General features: G+C 63.0%; 19 protein-coding genes. 1 reads left to right on the forward strand and 18 read right to left on the reverse strand.

The window, feature by feature from the left end; all coding sequences use genetic code 11:
• Positions 1-18 precede the first annotated feature (18 nt).
• The 15 genes from HJB82_RS24270 to phnG all read right to left on the reverse strand — a co-directional run bounded on the left by HJB82_RS24270 (position 19) and on the right by phnG (position 12,711).
• Positions 19-522, reverse strand: coding sequence for a GrpB family protein (locus tag HJB82_RS24270; RefSeq protein ID WP_221116486.1), 504 nt, complete (start codon positions 520-522; stop codon positions 19-21).
• 18 nt (positions 523-540) lie between these two features.
• Complete coding sequence (phnN, locus tag HJB82_RS24275) at positions 541-1,137, reverse strand: phosphonate metabolism protein/1,5-bisphosphokinase (PRPP-forming) PhnN (protein ID WP_207582439.1); 597 nt, start codon at positions 1,135-1,137, stop codon at positions 541-543.
• A complete protein-coding gene (locus HJB82_RS24280) occupies positions 1,134-2,273 on the reverse strand; it encodes an alpha-D-ribose 1-methylphosphonate 5-triphosphate diphosphatase (RefSeq protein ID WP_207582440.1) in 1,140 nt (379 codons plus the stop codon). The genes phnN and HJB82_RS24280 overlap by 4 nt, the downstream gene beginning before the upstream one ends.
• A 13-nt stretch (positions 2,274-2,286) precedes the next feature.
• Entirely contained in the window at positions 2,287-2,982 is a 696-nt protein-coding gene (locus HJB82_RS24285; RefSeq protein ID WP_207582441.1) for a DUF1045 domain-containing protein, read from the reverse strand.
• Positions 2,983-3,126: 144 nt separating this feature from the next.
• On the reverse strand, positions 3,127-4,470 hold the full coding sequence (gene phnE / locus HJB82_RS24290) for a phosphonate ABC transporter, permease protein PhnE (RefSeq protein ID WP_221132961.1): 1,344 nt from the start codon (positions 4,468-4,470) through the stop codon (positions 3,127-3,129).
• 7 nt (positions 4,471-4,477) lie between these two features.
• A complete protein-coding gene (gene phnE / locus HJB82_RS24295; protein ID WP_207582443.1) occupies positions 4,478-5,437 on the reverse strand; it encodes a phosphonate ABC transporter, permease protein PhnE in 960 nt (319 codons plus the stop codon).
• A gap of 65 nt (positions 5,438-5,502) precedes the next feature.
• Positions 5,503-6,408 (reverse strand): phosphonate ABC transporter substrate-binding protein, encoded by a 906-nt coding sequence (phnD, locus tag HJB82_RS24300; protein ID WP_207582444.1) that lies wholly within the window; start codon positions 6,406-6,408, stop codon positions 5,503-5,505.
• Positions 6,409-6,494: 86 nt separating this feature from the next.
• On the reverse strand, positions 6,495-7,340 hold the full coding sequence (gene phnC / locus HJB82_RS24305) for a phosphonate ABC transporter ATP-binding protein (protein ID WP_207582445.1): 846 nt from the start codon (positions 7,338-7,340) through the stop codon (positions 6,495-6,497).
• A gap of 128 nt (positions 7,341-7,468) precedes the next feature.
• Positions 7,469-8,086 carry a DapH/DapD/GlmU-related protein gene (locus tag HJB82_RS24310; protein ID WP_221141767.1) on the reverse strand — a complete coding sequence of 206 codons (618 nt, stop codon included), beginning with the start codon at positions 8,084-8,086 and terminating at the stop codon, positions 7,469-7,471.
• Positions 8,083-8,790 (reverse strand): phosphonate C-P lyase system protein PhnL, encoded by a 708-nt coding sequence (gene phnL / locus HJB82_RS24315; protein WP_207582447.1) that lies wholly within the window; start codon positions 8,788-8,790, stop codon positions 8,083-8,085. Before phnL ends, HJB82_RS24310 begins: the two co-directional genes overlap by 4 nt.
• Positions 8,791-8,870: 80 nt before the next feature.
• Positions 8,871-9,647 carry a phosphonate C-P lyase system protein PhnK gene (phnK, locus tag HJB82_RS24320; RefSeq protein WP_207582448.1) on the reverse strand — a complete coding sequence of 259 codons (777 nt, stop codon included), beginning with the start codon at positions 9,645-9,647 and terminating at the stop codon, positions 8,871-8,873.
• On the reverse strand, positions 9,644-10,519 hold the full coding sequence (locus tag HJB82_RS24325) for an alpha-D-ribose 1-methylphosphonate 5-phosphate C-P-lyase PhnJ (RefSeq protein WP_207582449.1): 876 nt from the start codon (positions 10,517-10,519) through the stop codon (positions 9,644-9,646). Before HJB82_RS24325 ends, phnK begins: the two co-directional genes overlap by 4 nt.
• Positions 10,516-11,622: a carbon-phosphorus lyase complex subunit PhnI gene (locus HJB82_RS24330; RefSeq protein WP_221116490.1), complete on the reverse strand. Its 1,107-nt coding sequence runs from the start codon at positions 11,620-11,622 to the stop codon at positions 10,516-10,518. The genes HJB82_RS24325 and HJB82_RS24330 overlap by 4 nt, the downstream gene beginning before the upstream one ends.
• Before the next feature lie 4 nt (positions 11,623-11,626).
• Positions 11,627-12,235 (reverse strand): phosphonate C-P lyase system protein PhnH, encoded by a 609-nt coding sequence (phnH, locus tag HJB82_RS24335; RefSeq protein WP_221141768.1) that lies wholly within the window; start codon positions 12,233-12,235, stop codon positions 11,627-11,629.
• The gene (phnG, locus tag HJB82_RS24340; RefSeq protein ID WP_207582452.1) at positions 12,235-12,711 is read right to left on the reverse strand and encodes a phosphonate C-P lyase system protein PhnG; all 477 of its coding nucleotides are present in this window, start codon (positions 12,709-12,711) and stop codon (positions 12,235-12,237) included. Before phnG ends, phnH begins: the two co-directional genes overlap by 1 nt.
• Positions 12,712-12,819: 108 nt before the next feature.
• Between phnG and phnF the strand changes: the two genes are divergently transcribed.
• Positions 12,820-13,557 carry a phosphonate metabolism transcriptional regulator PhnF gene (gene phnF, locus HJB82_RS24345; RefSeq protein ID WP_221116492.1) on the forward strand — a complete coding sequence of 246 codons (738 nt, stop codon included), beginning with the start codon at positions 12,820-12,822 and terminating at the stop codon, positions 13,555-13,557.
• A 44-nt stretch (positions 13,558-13,601) separates the two neighbouring features.
• Here the strand turns inward: phnF and HJB82_RS24350 are convergent, their stop codons facing one another.
• The 3 genes from HJB82_RS24350 to HJB82_RS24360 are packed head-to-tail and all read right to left on the reverse strand — an operon-like array spanning position 13,602 to position 16,886.
• Entirely contained in the window at positions 13,602-14,237 is a 636-nt protein-coding gene (locus HJB82_RS24350) for a 2,3-bisphosphoglycerate-dependent phosphoglycerate mutase (protein ID WP_164006076.1), read from the reverse strand.
• A gap of 21 nt (positions 14,238-14,258) precedes the next feature.
• Entirely contained in the window at positions 14,259-15,083 is an 825-nt protein-coding gene (gene dapB, locus HJB82_RS24355) for a 4-hydroxy-tetrahydrodipicolinate reductase (RefSeq protein ID WP_207582454.1), read from the reverse strand.
• A gap of 15 nt (positions 15,084-15,098) precedes the next feature.
• Entirely contained in the window at positions 15,099-16,886 is a 1,788-nt protein-coding gene (locus tag HJB82_RS24360; protein WP_207582455.1) for an ABC transporter ATP-binding protein, read from the reverse strand.
• Positions 16,887-16,953 lie beyond the last annotated feature (67 nt).

Genomic DNA, 16,953 nt, shown 5'->3' on the forward strand with positions numbered 1-16,953 from the left:
GTGCGCCACGCACTCCGTTCACATTCTTGAGACTGCCAACCGCACCGTCTCGCTGACGAACTCGGTCTTTCCGCCGGTATAAAAGTCCCAATTTCCGTCTGCCTCCGCAGCCAGCCGACGTTTCAGGTCGGCATAGGCTGCAGCTCTCTCAGGGTGATCCACGAGATAGTCGCGAAACAGGATGCGCTCCTGGTGTCCGCGATGATCGGGTCCGCAGACACAGAGCCTGAACCCGTAGCCGTCATGATCTCGGGTGAAGGCCCACCGGTTCTCTCCAGCGTCGCCGTGGAAGACGAAATCGGCAGAGCGCACCGCTTCGATCGCCGTCGGCAGAACGGCGTCTGAGATCACGACGATATCGAGGTCGATCTTCGGCTTGGCCGCCAGACCAGGCACAGACGTACTGCCGATATGATCGATGGACAGCACGGAATCACTGAGCAAAATAGAGACTTCACTGCTGATTTGGGCAAACAGCAGCGGCCAGGAGGGATCGTAGTCGACCACTTTGATGGCGCGCATGCTTCCTTCCGATCTCGGTCAGTGAATCTCGGCGAGCAGCCCGTCGAGGATCGTGACCATCTTCTGCTTGGCCTCTTCGAGCGAGCCGCTATTGTCGAGCTCCGCCACGTCGTAGTCGCCGCGCACCGTCAGCGGCCCGCGGGCAAGCCGCGCCATGATATCCTCATGCGTCTCGCGCCCGCGCGCCTCCAGCCGGCTCGCGAGCACTTCCGGGCGAGCGGTGACGTTGATCACCTTGAGCCGCGGGAAAGCCGCCTGGAAACGGTGAAGCGCCGAGCGCGAGCCGTTGGCGACAACGACATGGCCGCGCGACAATGCCACCGAGACCTCGGCCGGAATACCATATTTCAAGCCATGCGCCTCCCACCAGACGGCGAAGGAGCCCGACTGCTCCATCGCGGCAAACCCTTCGAGGGAGACGGAAAGATGGTCTTCGCCGCCGGCGTCGCGGTGGCGGGTGATGACGCGGCGGGTGAAATGTACGTCGGCGCGGCCGGCGAAATGCCGCGCGGCGAGGTTCATCAGCGTGTCCTTGCCGGCGCCGCTCGGCCCGACGACGACGACCATGATGCCGCGCTCGGCTCCGGCTCCTGGATGGGGTTCGTAAGGGCTCATGCGACACGGCGTCCCTGGCGCCAGACGGAGCGTGTCACCGGCACGCCATGCGAACGGTGGACGCGGACGAGATCGGCGCGCAGTCCGGTGGCGATCCGGCCGCGATCGTCGAGGCTGACGGTGCGGGCGGGCGTCGACGTCACCATGGCGATCGCCTTCGGCAGGGTAATGCTCTCGACTTCATCGGCGAGGATGAAGGGTGCATGCAGCAGGCTGAGCGGCACGTAATCGGAGGAAAGCACGTCGAGCACGCCCATCTCGGCAAGGTCGCGGGCAGCGATATTGCCGGAATGGGATTTGCCGCGCACGATGTTCGGCGCGCCCATCAGCACGCTCATGCCGTGACCGTGCGAGGCGCGGGCTGCGTCGAAGCTGGTCGGGAATTCGGCAAGCCGCACGCCGTTGTCGATCGCCTCGCCGACATGGGAGAGCGTCGCGTCGTCGTGGCTTGCCACGGTGATGCCGCGTTCGGCGCAGACCTTGGCGATGGCGTTGCGATGCGGCGTCGAGTTGCGCGCCGATTCCGCCTGGCGCTTGGCGACGAAACGCGCGAAGACCTCGTCGCTCAGGCCGCGCTTCTTCTGATAGTAGAAGATATATTGATCCATCGTCTGGAATTGACGCTGGCCGGGCGCATGATCCATCAGCGAGACCAGCCGCACATGCCGATCGTTTTCGAAATCGGCGAAATGTTCGAGCACATTGTCGGCCGAGACCTCGCAGCGCAGGTGGATCAGGTGCTCGGCGCGCAGCCGGCCTTCCTTCTCCGCCGACTGGATGGCGTCGGCCATCTCGCGCATCTCGCCATGTTCGAAGCCGCCGTCCTCGTCCGCGCCCATGCGCAGGCAGTCGAACACCGTGGTGATGCCTGAAGTGACGATCTGGGCATCATGCGCCTGGATTGCGGCGGTCTTGTTCCAGCGAATGCCGGGACGCGGCTGATAATGGCCTTCAAGATGATCGGTATGCAGCTCGACGAGGCCGGGAATGACGTAGTCGCCCTCGAAATCTTCGCCGGCTACCGAGTTGCCTTCGGAAATGTCGGCGATCTTGCCGTCGCGAATGAGAATCGATCCGGAGAGGATGTCATCCTCAAGAACGATGCGGGCGTTGGAAAACACGGTCTCTTTGCTCATCTCGTCTGGTCTTTCAGCTTTTGGCGCCGGCAAGCGGCAGCCAGGAATGAACTTTAAACGGGGCGCCGCGCGTTTCTTCGGTGAAGACGGCAAGGCCCGAAATCGTAAGCGGCCGACCGGTGAAATCGGCAAAACGCTCGGTCAGGATCGCTTTCATCACTGCGGCGCGTGTCTCGGGCACCTGGCCGGTGAGTGTCATGTGGAAGCCGAAATCCTCCATCACATAAGGATAACCCCAGCGCTGCAGATGGGTGCGCTGGCTGTCGCTGAGCTTCTCCGGGTTGCGCCGCGCCATATCGGCCTCGGAAAGCGTTGCGCGGAACGGTTCGAAGGACCTTACCACCTTCGCGGCGAAATCCTGAAGAGGTTGATGAAGAGAACCGGGAACGAGGGCAAAAAAACGACCGAGCTGGCCCAGCACGAGTTCAGGAATCTCGAAAGCTTCAGTGCGCGCGGCAAAATCCTCGGCAACGGCCATGAGATCCTTCTCGGTGACCGAGGCGGCGAGCGAAAACGGCGCCTTGATCGTCGCGTGAAAGCCGTAGCGGCGAGGATCCGCGGTCAGCTCGAACTGCTCCGCCGCACCCAGTCTCTCATGTTCTGACGCAGAATAGGTCTCGCCGGTGAACGCATCGCGGCCGAGCCAGAGCGACGCCTCGCCGGTCAGGGGATCGTCCTTCGGCGGCGAGAAATAGAGAGCATAGCGCAAGGGCTTTTATCCTGAGGACATCGAAACGGGGGAGCGCAATGTGCAGTGATTTGGCGGCGAACCGCAAGCAGGCTCCCGGCTAAAAGATTTCCGTGACAGAATGATGATGGCGGCAGCGCCGCCACGGCCTTTGGAGCGGATATATCAGTGGGTTTTCGTGCCCATCAGCCGGTGGCGCAGCGCGTTCGAGGCGGCGTCGAAAATGAACACGACGATCAGGATCAGGATGACCATGTAGGCGACGTTTTCCCAGTTGGCGTTGGTGCGCATGGCCTCCCACAATTTGAGGCCGATGCCGCCCGCGCCGACGGCGCCGATGATGGTCGCGCCGCGCACGTTCGATTCCCATTGGTAGAGCGTCTGGCTGACGATGACGGGAACGATCTGCGGCATAATGCCGTAACGATGGACGAGCACGGTCTGAGCGCCGGTCGATTTGATGCCTTCCCGTGGCTTGTTGTCGATATTCTCCAGCCCTTCGGAATAGAGCTTGCCGAGCGTGCCGGTCTCGGTGAGGAAGATCGCGCCGCTGCCGGCAAGCGGGCCAGGCCCGAAGGCGCGCGTCAGGAACAGCGCCCAGATCAGCATGTCGACCGAGCGCAGGAAATCGAAAAAGCGCTTCAGGATCTGATTGAGCAGCCGGTTCGGCGTGATGTTGCGCGCCGCCAGGAAGGCCAGCGGGAAGGCTGTGAGCGAGCCGAGCAGCGTTCCGAGGAATGCCATGACGATCGTCTGGAAAAGCTTGGTCCAGACATCGCCGTGCTGCCATTCGCTGTTGTTCCAAATGTCGTCGAAGGCGAGCGCCAGGTTGGACTGGTCGGGCTTGATGCGCGGGCCGGAAACGATGAGACTGACGACCTCGCCGACCGGCTTGTCGAAGAAGGACGATTGCGTGTCGAAGATGAAATTCGCCCAGCCGATGAAACGCTTGCGGATCTTCACCCGGTCGACGGAAATGCTGACGTCGCCGGCAAAGCCGAGATCGGCGAGCACATTGTCGTCATAGACGGTCATCCAGCCGGGCACCGGCCCGACAACTTTCGGCGCACCGCTCGAAACCTCGACGGGAACGCTGATGCCATGCGCGGTGACGGTCGTCTCGCTCTTCGAGACGGTGACGGTGCGGCTGGTGCCGCTGATCGAAACCGTGATGCTGCCATCGGGATTGTTGACCAGCCAGTCCGCATGCGGATTGTCGCCGAGCGGCGAGAAGCGTGGATAGTGGATGTCGATCGAACCGTCATCCCCGATGCGGAATTCCGGCTGAACGTCGTAGCTCACCCATTGGCTGAGATAGATGCCGACGCGCTCCCAATGGGCTTCGGCGAAAAGCTTGGGCAGGTCGAAGAACCAGACGGCATAGAGGCTATAGAGCAGCGTCGCGATCAGGATCATCAGCCCGCCGAAACGCTGGCGGAACGACCGGTGCAAATATTCCGGATAGCGTGTTTCTATCTCATGCATGCGGTTTGCGTCGATCACCGTCATGGCGGCCTCAATGTTGCAGAAGGAAGGCGTGCTCGCCGACGAGGCGGCGGCGCAGCCATGCGGAGAATTGGTCGACGGCGACGATCGTCACGAACAGCAGCAGAACGAGCGCCATCGTCTTCGCGCCGAAGCCGCGCGAGATCGAAAGCTTCAACTCCTCGCCGATGCCGCCGCCGCCGACGGCGCCGATGATGGTCGAGGCGCGCACGTTGATCTCTAGGCGTAAGAGCGCATAGGAGGTGAAATTCGGCAGCACTTGCGGCAGAGCGGCGAAGCGGACGCGCTCCCACCAGTTGGCGCCGACGGCTTTCATGCCCTCATCGGGCTTCATGTCGATATTCTCGGCCACTTCGTAGAAGAGTTTACCGAGCGCGCCGATCGTGTGCAGGGTGATGGCGATGATGGCAGCCACCGGCCCGATCGACAGGATCGCGGAAAACAGGCCGGCGATAACGATCTCAGGGAAGGCGCGCAAAAATTCCATCAGGCGCTTGGCGACGATGCGCAGCGGCCATGAACTGGTCAGGTTGCGGGCGGCAAAGAAGCTCAAGGGAACGGCAAAGACAAAAGCGACGATCGTCGAGATCAGCGCCACGTTGATCGTGACGATCATCAGCTCGAAATATTCGGGGATGTAGAAAGCGCCCCAGACGTAGACGCGGCCCTTGTCGAAATTGAATTCCTCGCCGCCCTTGTCGTTGACGCTCGCAATGTCGAACAGCGCACGCCAGACATCGTTCCAGTCCCTGGGGATGAGCCAGCTCAGGAAGTCGAAGATATGCGGCAGGCGGTCGAAGAAATGGCCGGCATTGCTCTCGTCGGCGAAGCGGACGGAACTGACGAAGGCCGCAATCAAGATAACCAGGCCGAGGATAGTGTAGAAGCGGCGCTTGGCGACCATCCGCTCCCAGGCGGTGCCGATCTCCTGCGTGCTCTGCATGTGCGGCTGTGTATCGGCAATAGTCATGGACGCCTCGCCCGATCAAAGATAAAGGGCGGCCGTTTCCGGCCGCCCCGCATTCCAGAAACCGATCAGCCGCCGATGGCAGCTTTGCGGACTTCGACGACGGCGTTGTAGAAGTCGTGCTTGACCGGGGCGTAACCCTTGTAGTCGCCGCCTTCGACAGCCGCGAAGCACTTGTGATCCTTCTCCGGCAGAGCCGTGAAGAAGGCTGCAAGCTTCGTCTGCCAGTCCTGGCCGAGGGCGTTGCGAACGACGAGGGGGCCGTTCGGGATCAGCGGCGAACGCCATACTTCAACCAGCTTGTTCGGATCGACGGCGCCCTTGTCGACTTCCTTGCGGAAGGTGCCGGAGGTGTAGCCGTCCTTGAATTCGCCGATGCCCGACGAGTCGTCGACGGCAACGTCGACCTTGCCGTCATAAGCGGCAAGCAGGTTGTTCTCGTGGCCGCCGTTGAACTGCGTCGAGGCGAAGAACTTGTCGTTCGGCATGCCCGTGTCCTTGGGGATCTGCGTCAGCGGCACGAGATAGCCGGAGGTGGAATCTGGATCGGCGTAGCCGAGCCTCTTGCCCTTGGCGTCCTTGATGTTCTTAATGCCGGAGGACTTCAGGGCGAGACCGACCGAGTAGTAACCCGTCGAGCCGTCCTTCTGCTGCGTCGTCAGGATCGGCGTAACAGCTTTCTCGTCCTTGATGTAAATGGCTGCGTAGCCGGAAGCGCCGAGTTCGGCGAAGTCGAGCGTGCCGCCGAGCAGGCCCTGGATAACGCCGTCATAGTCGGCGGCGGGGAACAGCGACACCTTCTCGAAGCCGAATTCCTGCTTCAGGTGGTCGGCAAGGCAGGCATAGTTGCGCAGGCGGTCGGTTTCGTTTTCGCCGCCGAGAATGCCGATGCGGAATTCCTTGAGATCTGCCGCGTTGGCGGCGCCGGCGAGCGCGAAGAGCGCCGTTGCCGCAAAGAGTGCTTTCTTCAACATGTGTCTCTCCTATTGACCGGTGCCCCCGGTCTTCCGTTACGAAGAAGTGTGCCCTTGACGCGGGCGCGCGATCGCGGCCGCCTCGCTCAGAGACCGGCCAGCGCCAGCGGTTGGGCGCCGGCGGATTGATTGTCTGCCCGCTCGGGAGCGATATTGATGGATGTCGAGGTCATCGTTTCGTCGATGCCGGCGCCATCCTTGTCCGTTCCGTAGATTGCCTTCACTGCCTCGGCGGTCAGTTCCGAGGCCTTGCCGTCGAAGACGACGCGGCCGCTGGCCATGCCGACGATGCGCTCACAATAGTTGCGGGCGGTGTCGAGCGTGTGAAGGTTGGTGATGACGGTGATGCCCTCGCGCTCGTTGATATCGCGCAGCGCATCCATGACGATCTTGGCATTCAGCGGATCGAGCGAGGCGATCGGCTCGTCGGCGAGAACCATCTTCGGGTTCTGCATCAGCGCTCGCGCAATCGCCACGCGCTGCTGCTGGCCGCCGGAAAGCGTGCCGGATGCCTGCAACGCCGTCTGCTCGATGCCGAGGCGTTCGAGCGCAGCGATGGCATGCACACGTTCCTCGCGGGTGAAGATGTTGAGCAGGCTCAGAAGCGTCGAGCGGTGGTTGAGGCGGCCGAGCATGACATTGGTCAGAACGTCGAGGCGCGGCACCAGGTTGAACTGCTGGAAGATCATCGCGCAATCGCGTTGCCAGTTGCGCAACGCCCGGCCGCGAAGCCCGGAGACCTCGACGCCGGCGAAATGAATGGAGCCGGAGCTCGGTTCCTGCAGCCGGTTGATCATGCGCAAGAGCGTCGACTTGCCGGCGCCGGATCGGCCGATGATGCCGACCATCTGGCCCTGAGGAATGTCGAGCGTGACGGAATCGACGGCGAGCTTTTTTCCGAAACGACGTGTGACATTCTTCAGCTCGAACATCATGCTTTCCCTTTGCACTCCAGGCCTTGGTCAGCATCGCATTAGTCCCGCTTGATGAACCTCCCATGTCATATTTGTGTAAGTCCTGTCACATATCCCCGCGCTTGTTGCGCATCTATATCGGCGGTTTAACCACCGTAGCGGAACAGGAAATCTTCCGCGCTCAGGTTGCGGAAATCCTCCAGCGCCTGGCGCAGCCGGTCGTGCTCCCAATCCCACCAGGAAAGCCTGTCCATCCGTTCGCCGATCTCTCTTGGAAAGCGTTCGCGGATTGGTTTGGCCGGCACGCCGCCGACGATCGCGTAGGGAGCGACATCCTTCGATACCACCGCACCGGCGCCGATCACCGCGCCGTTGCCGACGGTGACGCCGGGCAGGATGGTCGCCCCATGGCCGATCCAGACATCGTTGCCGATCGTCACGCGGTTTGCCCGCCGCCAGGCGAAGAAATCGGTTTCCATGTCGCCGTCCGGCCAGTAGTCGGCGGCACGATAGGTGAAATGATGCAGCGTCGCCCGCCAGGTCGGATGATTGGTGGCGTTGATGCGCACGGCGGCGGCAATATTGACGAACTTGCCGATCGTTGCGCACCAGACTGAGCCATCCTGCATGATGTAGGAATAGTCGCCGAACGTGGCCTCGCTGATGCGGCAGCGCTCGGAGACCTCCGTATAGCGCCCGAAGGTGGAGTCGCTGACGGATGCCGTCTCATGCACATAGGGCTCGATGCCAAGCTTGCGGCTCATGCGGCGATCTTTCCAGGCGAGAACAGCTGGACGTCGAGGATGCGGTCGGCGACCGCCTCGCGCACTTCCTCGTCGTGGAAAATGCCGAGAAGCGCGACACCCGCCTTCTTCTTCTCCTCGATCATGCCGACGACGACGGCACGGTTTTTGGCATCGAGCGAGGCTGTGGGTTCGTCGAGAAGCAGGATCGTGTGCTCGGTGATGAAGCCGCGGGCGATGTTGACGCGCTGCTGCTCGCCGCCGGAGAAGGTGGCGGGTGGAAGTTGCCAGAGCGCTTCCGGCAGGTTGAGCCTGGCAAGCAGGGCGCCCGCCTTTTCCCGTGCCGTGGCGGCGTCTTCGCCGCGCGCCACAAGCGGTTCGGCAACCACATCGACCGCCGCGACGCGCGGTACTGTGCGCAGGAACTGGCTGACATAGCCGAGCGTGTGGCGCCGCACGTTGAGCACGGTGCGCGGATCGGCGGCGGCGAGGTCGACGATGCGCCCGTCGTGGCGTATGAGGATCTGGCCAGTGTCGACGGCATAATTGCCGTAGATCATCTTGAGCAGCGAGCTCTTGCCGACGCCCGATGGGCCGCCGAGCACGACGCATTCGCCTGAGGCGACCGAGAAGGCGACATTGGAAACGACGGGCAGCCTGATGCCGTCGCGCAGGTGCATGGTGAAGCTTTTCGAGACTTCGGAAACGACGAGGGGCGTTGGCATGATGTCTTCTTTCCTGGTTTCGGATTTACAGCGCCGGGCCCTGAAAAGACGCGCAAGGACGCTGTAAAGTCTTGAATTGCTCAGACCTGCAGGATCGAGGAGACGAGCAGTTGCGTGTAGGGTTCGCGCGGGTCGTCGAGCACCCGGTCGGTGAGCCCGTGTTCGATGACGTAGCCGTCCTTCATCACCATCATCCGGTGTGAGAGCAGGCGGGCGACGGCGAGATCGTGGGTGACGATGATCGCCGACAGGCCGAGATCGTTAACGAGGCCGCGCACCAGATCGAGCAGGCGTGCCTGCACCGAGACGTCGAGGCCGCCCGTGGGTTCGTCCATGAAGACGAGGCGCGGGCCGGTGACGAGGTTGCGGGCGATCTGCAGGCGCTGGCGCATGCCGCCGGAAAAGGCGCGCGGCTGGTCGTCGATGCGGTCGGCGTCGATCTCGACGCGCTCCAGCCAATCGATCGCCGAAGCGCGGATCGTGCCATAGTGCCGGTCGCCGATCGCCATCAGCCGTTCGCCGACATTGGCGCCGGCGGAGACGGTCATGCGCAGGCCGTCGGCCGGATTCTGGTGCACGAAGCCCCAGTCGGTGCGCATCAGGAAACGCCGCTCGGCCTCGTTCATGCGGTAGAGGTCGCGGTAGCTGCCGTCGCGCATGTGGTATTCGACGCTGCCAGTGCTCGGCAGCAGCCGGGTGGAGAGGCAGTTCAGCAGTGTCGTCTTGCCGGAGCCGGACTCGCCGACGATGGCGAGCACTTCGCCCGGCCAGAGATCGAAGGAGACGTCGCGGCAGCCGATCCGGTTGCCGTAAAATTTCGAAACGTCATGGACTTTGAGAAGCGGGATATCGCTCATTCTGCAGCCTCCCGGGCCAACATCTCGCCGGCATGCCCATGGGCGCGGCGGTCTTCGCAGTGATCGGTGTCGGAGCAGACGAACATGCGCCCGCCCTTGTCGTCGAGAACCACCTCGTCCAGATAGACATCCTCGGCACCGCAAAGGGCGCAGGGCTTGTCGAAGCGCTGGATGTCGAAGGGATAGTCATCGAAATCCAGGCTGACGACGTCGGTATAGGGCGGAACCGCATAGATGCGCTTCTCGCGTCCCGCGCCGAAAAGCTGCAGCGCGTCCGACATATGCATCTTCGGATTGTCGAATTTCGGCGTCGGCGACGGGTCCATGACGTAACGGCCGTGTACCTTCACCGGATAGGCATAGGTCTTGGAGATGCGGCCGTTATGGGCGATATCCTCGTAGAGCTTCACATGCATCAGGCCGTATTCCTCGAGAGCATGCATCTTGCGCGTCTCGGTCTCGCGCGGTTCGAGGAAACGCAGCGGCTCGGGGATAGGCACCTGGTAAACGAGCACCTGGCCGGGCCCGAGCTTCTCTTCCGGAATGCGGTGGCGCGTCTGGATGATCGTCGCCTCGCCTGTGCGCGTCGTCACCGCGACATTGGCGACCTTCTGGAAAAAAGCGCGAATGGAAACGGCGTTGGTCGTGTCGTCGGCACCCTGGTCGATGACCTTCAGCACGTCATCCGGTCCGATGATCGAGGCCGTCACCTGCACGCCACCGGTGCCCCAGCCGTAAGGCATCGGCATTTCGCGCGAAGCGAAAGGCACCTGATAGCCGGGAATGGCGATCGCTTTCAGGATGGCGCGGCGGATCATCCGTTTGGTCTGTTCGTCGAGATAGGCGAAGTTGTAGCTGGCCAGATCGCTCATTCGGCGGCCTCCTTCATGTCTTCGCCAGCGTTGCGGGCGGCTTCGAATTCGCGACGCATGCGGCGGACGAGATCGAGTTCGGCCTGGAAGTCCACATAATGCGGAAGCTTCAGGTGCTCGACGAAGCCGGTCGCCTGGACGTTGTCGGAGTGCGAGATGACGAATTCCTCGTCCTGTGCCGGGGCGGTGATATCCTCGCCGAGCTCTTCGGCACGAAGCGCCCTGTCGACCAGCGACATCGCCATCGCCTTGCGCTCGCTCTGGCCGAAGACCAGGCCGTAGCCGCGGGTAAATTGCGGGGGTGCCTTCGCCGAACCCTTGAACTGGTTGACCATCTGGCACTCGGTGATCTGGATCGTGCCTAGCGAGACGGCAAAACCGAGTTCCGGCACGTCGAATTCCACCTCGACCTCGCCGATACGGATCTCGCCGGTGAAGGGGTGGTTGCGGCCGTAGCCGCGCTGGGTGGAATAACCGAGCGCCAGCAGAAAACCTTCGTCGCCGCGGGCGAGCGCCTGCAGGCGCAGATCGCGGGTCATCGGAAATTCCATCGGCTCGCGGGTCAGGTCGCCGATCTCGTGATCCTCAGGCATGTCGCCGTCGGCCTCGATCAGCCCCTCCTCGCCGAGGATCTCGGAGACGCGCATGACGCGGCCGGTCTCGGCTGTGCGCTGGGCAGGCGTCTCGACCGCCTCGTCGGAAAGCAGCGACGGATCGAGCAGCCGGTGGGTATAATCGAAGGTGGGCCCAAGAAGCTGGCCGCCCGGCAGATCCTTGTAGGTCGCCGAGATGCGGCGTTCGATCGTCATATCAGCCGTGTCAAGCGGCTTGGAATAGCCGAAACGCGGCAGCGTCGTGCGGTAGGCGCGCAGCAGGAAGATCGCCTCGATCATGTCGCCGCGCGACTGGCGGACGGCAAGCGCTGCGAGTGTGCGGTCGAAAAGCGAGGCCTCGGCCATCACCCGGTCGACGGCGAGCGCCAGCTGCGCCACGATCTGTTCGATGCCGATCGCGGGCAACGAACGGTCGCCGCGGCGGCGGTCGGCCAGTAGGCGGTGGGCATTGGCGATGGCGGCCTCGCCACCCTTGACGGCAACATACATGAGCTCAGATCTCCGTTGCTGTGATCTTGGTGGTGCGCGGCAGGCAGAGGAAACGCTCGGCCGACGTCAGCACGATGTCGATGCCGCGCGGGAAGAGCGCGCGGTTCTCGGTCCAGAGCCGCAGGAAGGTCTCCGGCAGCCCGACAGGCGCGATTTCCGTCACACTCTGGATACCGGGCCCCATCAGCGCCAGCCTGCGTCCACCCTCGAGATCGGCGAGCTCGATGACAACAGTCGTCGAGCGGTCGGGATATTCCTGCGTGCCCGATGCAAACAGGCCGAAGGAGCAAAGCGCGGTGCCGGCCTCCGTGAAGGCGAAGCGGGCCTCAGCCTTTTCACCGGTCAGCGGCGCGCCGGTGTGGAAGCCGAGCCACTCCGGCACGGCCGATTTCGCCAGTCCCTGGGACAGCCAGACAGGCGTGTCGTGGTCGCAAAGCGTCAGCGCGATCGTGCCGGCGCCAATACCGAACGGCACAGGCGGCGCGACATCGGGCCGGACGGTCTGGATCGTGCCGGGGCGAGCCATGCCGTCCATCAGCATCTTGAAGACGCTCTGGGCGTGGAAGACCGGGTCGGCAAAGCCACCTGTGAGGGCTTCTGTCTTCAGCCCCATCAGTTGTCTCCCCGCACCATGGTGAAGAAATCGACGCGGGTCGCTGCCGTCTCGTCCGCCTTGCGGCGTTCGGCATCGGCGATCCGTTCGGCGACGGGCAAAAGCAGTGCCTGTTCGACAAAATCCTTCGTCGCCTCCTCCTGCCAGAGCGCGTCGAAGATCGCCGCCAGCCGGGCCTTCTCACGGTCGGTGCCCAGCGCCTGGGCATGGCCGATCGCCCCGGAGACGAGCCGGACCGTGGCCCGGGTCACTGTGACCTCGCCAAGATTGAAGGGAGCGCCGCCGCCGCCGATGCGGCCGCGGACCATCACCAACCCGGTCTCCGGTCCGCGCACCGGATGTGCCGCGGGCTTTTCCGGCAACGCGTTCCAGACCGCCGAGAGTTCGCTCAGTTCCGCGCGCGCCAGCAGATCGGCGGCGCGTTTGCGCCCGGATGCCGTCTGTGGCGTTGCGCCTGTCCTATCCGCTGATATCATTGTCGCTTCCTCAAATGTCTATTGATATAGACAACCATACAAGATATACCTACGCTTAAATCGATGTGGTGACAAGCGTGTGACATCGGACGTGGGAACGGGGGCGGAATGCCAGGATTAAAGCAGGTGCAAAGGCAGACTGGTGTGGCGCTCTGGCGCCAGATCGCCGACCGGATCCGTGAGACAATCAGCACGGGTACCTATGACGAGACCGGAATGGTGCCGCCGGAGACGGTCCTGGCGCTGCAATTCGGCGTCAACCGGCATACGGTGCGGAGCGCTTTGGCGGCCTTGGCGCAGGAAGGGATCGTCCGTGCGGTACAAGGTCGCGGCACGCTGATCGAGCGCAAGGAGCGGCTGAATTTCCCGATTACCCGGCGCACGCGATTTACCGCCGGCATCGGCGATCAGGCGCGCGAGATGCGCGGCCTTCTGCTCGACGAGGTGAAGGAGGAGGCCAGCGCCGAGGTCGCCCGCTGGCTGAATATCAAGCCAGGGGGGCAGGTGATCCGGCTGGAAACATTGCGCCATGCCGACAGGCGGCCGGTTTCAAAGGCGACGAGCTGGTTTCCTGCCGGGCGTTTTGCCGGGATCGGCGAGGCCTACCGCAAGCACGAATCGATCACCAAGGCTTTCGCCGAGCTCGGCCTGTCGGACTATGTCCGTGCAACGACCGAGGTGACGGCCGCCCATGCGAATGCAGCCGATATGGCCGACCTCGAACTCACCCCCGGCGCGATCCTGCTGATCGCAAAGGCGATGAACACTGATCTCGATGGCGTGCCGGTGCAATATTCGATCAGCCGGTTCGCAGCCGACCGGGTGCAGTTCACCATCGAGAATTGAGACATGAGGTGCCAGCCGACTCCGGCTGGCACGGACGTCAGAATTCAGTGTGCGCCGGACATATCGCCGAGCACTTCCTTCGACGCGACGGTGGAATCCGCCTTCAGCTTGTAGACCATGGGAACGCCGGTCGCGAGATTGAGGGCAAGCACGCCTTCTTTGCTCAGCTTGTCGAGCACCATGACAAGCGAGCGCAGCGAATTGCCGTGTGCGGCAACCAGCACCTTCTCGCCGTTGAGCACGCGCGGCAGGATTTCTGTGAGGTAGTAGGGCCAGACGCGGGCGCCGGTATCGCGCAGGCTCTCGCCCCCGGGCGGCGGCACGTCATAAGAGCGGCGCCAGATATGCACCTGTTCCTCGCCCCATTTGGCGCGAGCATCGTCTTTGTTGAGACCGGAGAGATCGCCATAGTCGCGCTCGTTCAGCGCCTGGTCGCGGATCGTTGGCAGATCGGGCTGGCCGACCTTGTCGAGGATGAGCTTCAGCGTGTGCTGCGCGCGCACCAACACCGAGGTGTAGGCGACGTCGAATTTGATCCCGTATTCGGCAAGCGCCTTGCCGCCGGCATTGGCCTCCTCGATGCCGAGCGCCGTCAGATCGGGATCCTTCCAGCCGGTGAAGAGATTCTTCAGGTTCCAGTCGCTCTGGCCGTGGCGAACGAGGACGAGGGTACCGCTCATGAATTTGCCTCCGCAATATCGTTATGAAGAAGAAAGCCCGAGCACGTCGAGCATGGAATAGAGACCCGGCTTCTTGTCGCGCGCCCAGAGTGCGGCCTTGATGGCGCCGCGCGCAAAGATCGAGCGGTCGGCTGCGCTGTGCGACAGGGTGACGATTTCGCCTTCACCGGCGAACAGCACCGAATGCTCGCCGATGACGGAGCCGCCGCGCAGCGTCGCAAAGCCGATCGTGCCGGCTTGCCGGGCGCCGGTATGGCCGTCGCGCACACGCACGGATTTTGCGGCAAGATCGATGCCGCGCCCCTTTGCTGCGGCCTCGCCGAACAGAAGGGCGGTGCCGGAAGGCGCATCCACCTTGTGCTTGTGGTGCATTTCCAGGATCTCGATATCCCAGTCATCAGGCTCGAGCGCACGCGCGGCCTGCTCGGCGAGCACGCTGAGCAGATTGACCCCGAGGCTCATATTGCCTGATTTGACGATACGGGCATGGCGGGCGGCGGCGGCGATCTTGGCATTGTCTTCAGCCGAACAGCCGGTCGTGCCGACGACATGGACGATGCGGGCCTGAGCGGCGAGGCCGCAGAATTCCGTTGTTGCGGCAGGCGAGGTGAAGTCGAGCACGCCTTCGGCATCCAGAAAGGCATTGAGCGGATCGTCGCCGATAATGACACCGGTCGGGCCGAGACCGGCGATCTCGCCGGCATCCTTGCCGATAAAGGGCGAACCGCTGCGCTCGACTGCGGCATGGAGTGTGGCGCCCTCAATGGAATGGATGAGCCGGATCAGCGTCTGCCCCATGCGCCCGGCTGCGCCAACCACCACCAGTTTCATCGCAGCATCGCTCATGTCAGGCTCACCAGGTCAGTTTGAATCTGAGGCCGAAGGCCTCTGCAGATTGTTGAGGCGAGCGTAAAGACCGTCGCGGACCTTCGCAAGCGTCTCGTGATTGCCTTCCTCGACGACGCGGCCCTGCTGCATGACGACGATCTTGTCGGCGCGCACCACGGTCGAAAGCCGGTGGGCGATGACGACGACGGTACGGCCGGTCATCGCCTCGTCGAGCGCCTTCTGCACGGCCGCTTCGGATTCGGTGTCGAGGGCTGAGGTCGCCTCGTCGAGAAGCAGGATCGGCGCATTGCGCACCAGGGCACGCGCAATCGACAGCCGTTGGCGCTGGCCGCCGGAAAGCGTCACGCCGTTTTCGCCGACCGGCGTCTCGTAACCCTGCGGCTGGGCTGAGATGAAATCATGCGCATAGGCAAGCCGGGCCGCTTCTTCCACCTCGGCATCGGTCGCTTCCGGCCGGCCATAGCGGATATTGTCGCGGATCGTGCCCTCGAACAGGTAGGGCTGCTGCGAGACATAGGCGAGCTGCTGGCGCAGCGACTTCTTGGTGATGTGGGCGATGTCCTGTCCGTCGATCAGGATTTCGCCCTCGCGCGGATCGTAGAAGCGCGGAATGAGGTTGATGACGGTGGATTTGCCGGCCCCCGAAGGGCCGACCAGCGCCGTGGTCGCGCCGCCCTCGGCGATGAAGCTCACACCGCTCAACACGCTCTCACTGCCATAGCCGAAGGAAACGTTGCGGAATTCGATTCTGGCTTGCGTCACCGTCAGCGGCTGGGCATCCGGCAGGTCGCGCTGGCGCGGCTCCATGTCGAGCAATTCATAGATCATCCGCGCATTGACGACGGCACGCTCCATCTGCACCTGCAGGCGGGCAAGCCGGCGGGCCGGGTCATAGGCAAGCAGCAGCGCCGTGACGAAAGAGAAAAAGGCGCCGGGCGGCACATTGTAGTAGATTGAGCGGTAGGCGGCATAGGCCAGCACGCTGGCGACGGCAAAGCCCGCGAAACTTTCTGTCAGCGGAGACGTGCGTTCGGAAAGCCGGGCAATCCGGTTCGCCCTGTTTTCGGCACCCTTGATGAGCTTGGTGACCTTGCGTTCCAGTTCGTCTTCCATCGTGAAGGCTTTCACGATGGCGATGCCCTGGATCGTCTCCTGCATGGCGCCGAGAACGTGGCTGTTCAAATGCACGGCTTCGCGCGTCGCCGAGCGCAGCCGCTTGGAAACATAACGCAGCGCATAAAGCAGCGGCGGGGCCATGATGAACACCGCAAGGCTGAGCAACGGATCCTGGAGGATCATCACGGCCAGCAGCGAAATGAAGGTCAGCAGGTCGCGCACCGTCGAGGTGATCGTCAAGTTGAGCACATCGCGGATGCCGCTGACGTTCTGGCTCACCTGCGCGGCGATATGGGCAGAGCGGGCCTCGCTGAAGAAGCCGACCGAAAGCGTCATCAGATGCGAATAGAGCCGGCGCTGGTAACGCGCGACGATATCGTTGCCGACTTTGGAAAGCGTCACCGCCTGGCCGTAACTGGCAAAACCGCGCAGCACGAAAGCGATGAAAATCGAAAGACAGATGATCCAGACGACGTCGGCGCGCCGGTTGGCGAAGGCCTCGTCGATGATCGCCCGCATGATCCACGCGGTAAACGCCGTCGAAAGCGCCACCACGATCAAGCAGGCAATCGCAAAGACATAGCCCCAGAGATGATCGCGGCCGTTTTCAGCGATGATGCGCTTCAGGATGCCGGTTACGGTATCGCTGCTGACGCTCTGCGTTCTGCTTTCCGCCGCTTCCAAAAATGAGGTTTCCTGTCTCGGACCAAACGCGGCGCGGGGGCGACGCGTACTTTTGCCGGCTCTATAA

The sequence above is a fragment of the Rhizobium sp. NZLR10 genome (assembly GCF_019685125.1).
Lineage (GTDB): Bacteria > Pseudomonadota > Alphaproteobacteria > Rhizobiales > Rhizobiaceae > Rhizobium.

What these genes read in the sequence shown, in the direction of transcription:
- phnK (WP_207582448.1), bottom strand. Translation starts at nt 9,647, where the DNA reads ATGAGCGATATCCCGCTTCTCAAAGTCCATGACGTTTCGAAATTTTAC.
- phnG (WP_207582452.1), bottom strand. Translation starts at nt 12,711, where the DNA reads ATGATATCAGCGGATAGGACAGGCGCAACGCCACAGACGGCATCCGGG.
- dapB (WP_207582454.1), bottom strand. Translation starts at nt 15,083, where the DNA reads ATGAGCGATGCTGCGATGAAACTGGTGGTGGTTGGCGCAGCCGGGCGC.
- HJB82_RS24280 (WP_207582440.1), bottom strand. Translation starts at nt 2,273, where the DNA reads ATGAGCAAAGAGACCGTGTTTTCCAACGCCCGCATCGTTCTTGAGGAT.
- phnE (WP_207582443.1), bottom strand. Translation starts at nt 5,437, where the DNA reads ATGACTATTGCCGATACACAGCCGCACATGCAGAGCACGCAGGAGATC.
- phnD (WP_207582444.1), bottom strand. Translation starts at nt 6,408, where the DNA reads ATGTTGAAGAAAGCACTCTTTGCGGCAACGGCGCTCTTCGCGCTCGCC.
- phnN (WP_207582439.1), bottom strand. Translation starts at nt 1,137, where the DNA reads ATGAGCCCTTACGAACCCCATCCAGGAGCCGGAGCCGAGCGCGGCATC.
- phnH (WP_221141768.1), bottom strand. Translation starts at nt 12,235, where the DNA reads ATGGGGCTGAAGACAGAAGCCCTCACAGGTGGCTTTGCCGACCCGGTC.
- phnL (WP_207582447.1), bottom strand. Translation starts at nt 8,790, where the DNA reads ATGCCAACGCCCCTCGTCGTTTCCGAAGTCTCGAAAAGCTTCACCATG.
- phnE (WP_221132961.1), bottom strand. Translation starts at nt 4,470, where the DNA reads ATGACGGTGATCGACGCAAACCGCATGCATGAGATAGAAACACGCTAT.
- HJB82_RS24330 (WP_221116490.1), bottom strand. Translation starts at nt 11,622, where the DNA reads ATGTATGTTGCCGTCAAGGGTGGCGAGGCCGCCATCGCCAATGCCCAC.
- HJB82_RS24270 (WP_221116486.1), bottom strand. Translation starts at nt 522, where the DNA reads ATGCGCGCCATCAAAGTGGTCGACTACGATCCCTCCTGGCCGCTGCTG.
- phnF (WP_221116492.1), top strand. Translation starts at nt 12,820, where the DNA reads ATGCCAGGATTAAAGCAGGTGCAAAGGCAGACTGGTGTGGCGCTCTGG.
- HJB82_RS24310 (WP_221141767.1), bottom strand. Translation starts at nt 8,086, where the DNA reads ATGAGCCGCAAGCTTGGCATCGAGCCCTATGTGCATGAGACGGCATCC.
- HJB82_RS24325 (WP_207582449.1), bottom strand. Translation starts at nt 10,519, where the DNA reads ATGAGCGATCTGGCCAGCTACAACTTCGCCTATCTCGACGAACAGACC.
- phnC (WP_207582445.1), bottom strand. Translation starts at nt 7,340, where the DNA reads ATGTTCGAGCTGAAGAATGTCACACGTCGTTTCGGAAAAAAGCTCGCC.
- HJB82_RS24350 (WP_164006076.1), bottom strand. Translation starts at nt 14,237, where the DNA reads ATGAGCGGTACCCTCGTCCTCGTTCGCCACGGCCAGAGCGACTGGAAC.